The organism is Pseudanabaena sp. 'Roaring Creek', assembly GCF_001402795.1.
In the GTDB taxonomy this organism is placed as follows: domain Bacteria; phylum Cyanobacteriota; class Cyanobacteriia; order Pseudanabaenales; family Pseudanabaenaceae; genus Pseudanabaena.
The window spans coordinates 1-507 of sequence record NZ_LIRE01000612.1; the positions used below are offsets into that span (position 1 = coordinate 1).

General features: G+C 41.2%; 1 protein-coding gene. It reads right to left on the reverse strand.

Annotation, left to right across the window (positions count from 1 at the left end):
- Nucleotides 1-132 precede the first annotated feature (132 nt).
- Complete coding sequence (locus AC805_RS24840) at nt 133-384, reverse strand: helix-turn-helix transcriptional regulator (RefSeq protein ID WP_072143655.1); 252 nt, start codon at nt 382-384, stop codon at nt 133-135.
- Nucleotides 385-507 lie beyond the last annotated feature (123 nt).

Here is a 507-nt window from a genome sequence, read left to right on the forward strand (position 1 = left end):
TCTTTTCCGCTAATCCCAAATCTAGGCATTATTCCCAGTGGGTTAACTGGTGGTAAGTCCAAAACGCTTAACTGTAAGACTTCCATACTTTTTTATGGGGGAGCGCTGCGCGCCGCTATCTTGGGCGATCGCTTAATTTTGATTTTGATTTTGGCTATCGTTAATTGGCTGTGGGGCAAAGCTCTTGGGGAGTTGCTCCAAAGTCATATCTAAAAAATTTGCCAGTTTACTCCATTCTTCTAAAGTCAGCCTAGCTGGCGTTTTTCCAGTCATCCAATTACTTACTGTTTCTCTACGAACATTAAGTAAGTCTGCTATCTCTTGCTGAGTTTTTCCTCTCATAGTCAGTATTACCGCCAATGGTGAAACACCTTTTTTACCCATCCAATGTTACCTCAAAATAACTTTATGTGCGACGTATTGCATAAAATGCGAAATTGATTTAACATCAAGTCATCAAACAAAGAGCGGCGCTCAACTTCTAAAAGTTAAACGCCGCCCCCGTTT